The organism is Brooklawnia sp. (assembly GCF_032229645.1).
In the GTDB taxonomy this organism is placed as follows: Bacteria; Actinomycetota; Actinomycetes; order Propionibacteriales; family Propionibacteriaceae; genus Brooklawnia.
Genome location: NZ_JAVTWX010000141.1, coordinates 1 through 2,257, shown reverse-complemented (window position 1 = coordinate 2,257; position 2,257 = coordinate 1). Strand labels below are relative to the sequence as shown.

The 2,257-nt window shown below is 64.6% G+C and carries 3 protein-coding genes; 1 reads left to right on the top strand and 2 read right to left on the bottom strand.

All coding sequences use genetic code 11. From position 1 onward, the window contains the following. Positions 1-158 precede the first annotated feature (158 nt). Both AAFP05_RS11720 and AAFP05_RS11715 read right to left on the bottom strand, forming a co-directional pair. The gene (locus AAFP05_RS11720) at positions 159-917 is read right to left on the bottom strand and encodes an ABC transporter permease (RefSeq protein WP_341730051.1); all 759 of its coding nucleotides are present in this window, start codon (positions 915-917) and stop codon (positions 159-161) included. A gap of 1 nt (position 918) precedes the next feature. Next, positions 919-1,824 (bottom strand): ABC transporter ATP-binding protein, encoded by a 906-nt coding sequence (locus AAFP05_RS11715; RefSeq protein WP_341730050.1) that lies wholly within the window; start codon positions 1,822-1,824, stop codon positions 919-921. A 225-nt stretch (positions 1,825-2,049) separates the two neighbouring features. Here AAFP05_RS11715 and AAFP05_RS11710 point away from each other — a divergent pair. After that, positions 2,050-2,257: hypothetical protein (locus tag AAFP05_RS11710; protein ID WP_341730049.1), on the top strand; the 208-nt coding region annotated here is incomplete at its 3' end.

Sequence of the window (2,257 nt, the reverse complement as noted above, 5' to 3'; positions counted from 1 at the left end):
GATCGGGTAGGCGAGGAAGAAGATCCAGGCGCCGCCGAGCATCCGGCCCCACTTGGGCCACGGGTCTGCGCCGGTGGCTCCGGGTTCGGTCGTGGCAGCAGCGGGTGCTTGTGGCATGCCTGCTCCTTGGTCGGGTAGTGACACGGTACAACGAGGGCTTACTGCCGCTCGCGTGACCTGCGTACCAGCACAATCGCCGCGACACCGAAGATCAGTAACCACCCGCCCACATTCGCGAGAATCTGCCACAGCGGCTGGACGATGAGTTCCCCGGTGGTCTGGTCGATGTCATTGCCCTCGGTCAGCGGACGCCGGGCGAGCGCGGCCAGGCCGTACAGCGGCGTGAACTTGGAGAAGGTCAGCATCGCCCCACTCAGCGGCATGAAGACGTTGCCGAGGAATCCGAAGATCACCACCATGCCGGACGCGATCCCGACGGCATTCTCGGACCGGAACAGGAAGCCCACCATCAGGCCGTAGAGCGAGAACAGCATGGCTCCGAGCAGCACCAGCCCGGCGCTGGCCGGCCACACCCACCAGATGGCCTGCGCATCGGTGAAGTATCCGATGAGATAGATCAGCGCGATCGGCAGCGCGGCCACCGCAGTGCCCACCAGTGCCTTGGTGATGACGAACCGGCTGTCGGGCATCGGGGTGAGCCCGAGTTGGCGTCCCCAGCCCTGCATCCGCTCGACCGCAGCCAGTCCGCCCACCGAGGTGGTGGCGGTCACCGCCCCGTAGGCCGCCATGTTGATCATCACGTACATCGACACGTTGCCGTTGCCGATGTCGTAGGCGCCCCACTCCATCGAGACCCCGAAGATGTAGTACATGAACGCCGGGATGCCGATGGTGAACATCAGTGCGGACGGGTCGCGCAGCGCCCGCTTGAGTTCGAGTGCGAAATAGGTTCCCATCTCAGGCCACCTTGGAGTCGGATTGGGTGAGCGCCATGAATGCCGCTTCCAGGCTGGGCGCGGTCACCTCGATGTCGTACCCGCCCCAGGCGAGCACGTCGGCGAGCAGTGCGTCCGAGTCGCTGGTTTCCGCGGTCAAGCTGTGAGTGTTGGTGACGACCCTTGTCACGCTGGGGTTGGCCGCGAGCTTTGGTTGCAGGGATGCGGGGTCGTCGTGGGAGAACCTCACCGTCCGGACGTTGGTGAGCGCCCGAATCTGCTGGGTGGTGCCGTCCGCGATGATCTGGCCGCGATTCATCAGTACGATCCGGTCGGCGAAGGACTGTGCCTCCTCCAGATAGTGGGTTGCGAACAGCACGGTCCGGTGGGCTTCGGCTCGCATCGCGTCCCAGAACGCATGCCGCGCGTTGACGTCCATCCCGGCGGTGGGCTCGTCGAGGACAAGCAGGCCGGGATCGGGCAGTAGCGCCAGGGCGAAACGTAGCCGCTGCTGTTCGCCGCCCGAGCATTTGGAAACCCTGCGCCCGGCCAGATCGGTGATACCGGCGCGCTGCATCACGTCGCCGGTCGCTAGATGCTCGGGATATTGCGCGGCGATCACCCCGACGGTTTCCTTGACGGTGATGTCACGCAACAACCCGCCGGTTTGTAACACAGCGGAGACCCGGCTGTGAATGATCGCTTGCCGAGGAGCCATCCCGCAGACCGTCAGCGATCCGGATGTCGGTGTGGTCAGGCCGAGGATCATGTCGATGGTCGTGGTCTTGCCCGCACCGTTCGGGCCGAGGAAGGCGACGAGTTCGCCTTCGCCGACGGCCAGATCGATGCCCGCGACCGCATGCACCGGAGAAGACGAGCGGGCCCGGAAAGTCTTCGAGAGGTTCTTGGCCTCAATGACGGCGTCCATACGTCCATCGTGGCCGGGATCGGGCCGGCGCACCGATAGGCGCTGTCACGACCTCACCATGACAGCAGTCACACGGTGCCAGCATCGCTGTCAGGAGGTGTCTTGAGATGAGCGCATCGACCATCCGGCAGGTGAAGGATCAGACACACGCGCGGCTACGGGCCCGCGCCGCCGAACATGGGCGATCGGTAGAGGCCGAAGTCCGAGCGATTTTGGACGCGGCAGTTGACACACCTGACCGAAAGTCGGCCAGGTTTCGTCGCAACGGTTGTCTGGGCTGAGGTCTACTGGGTGCTGACCCGTGCCTATGGTTTTGCGCGGTTGGATGTCGTGGCTCAGCTATCTGAGCTATCCATGGCTGATGAGATCCGCCCTGAAGATCCGTCGTCCGTTGCATCGGCGATTGCGGCTGCTGGAGACTGCTCGCATAGCC

Excerpts from the sequence above, each read along its gene's own strand:
- AAFP05_RS11720 (WP_341730051.1), bottom strand. The coding sequence starts at position 917 with ATGGGAACCTATTTCGCACTCGAACTCAAGCGGGCGCTGCGCGACCCG.
- AAFP05_RS11715 (WP_341730050.1), bottom strand. The coding sequence starts at position 1,824 with ATGGACGCCGTCATTGAGGCCAAGAACCTCTCGAAGACTTTCCGGGCC.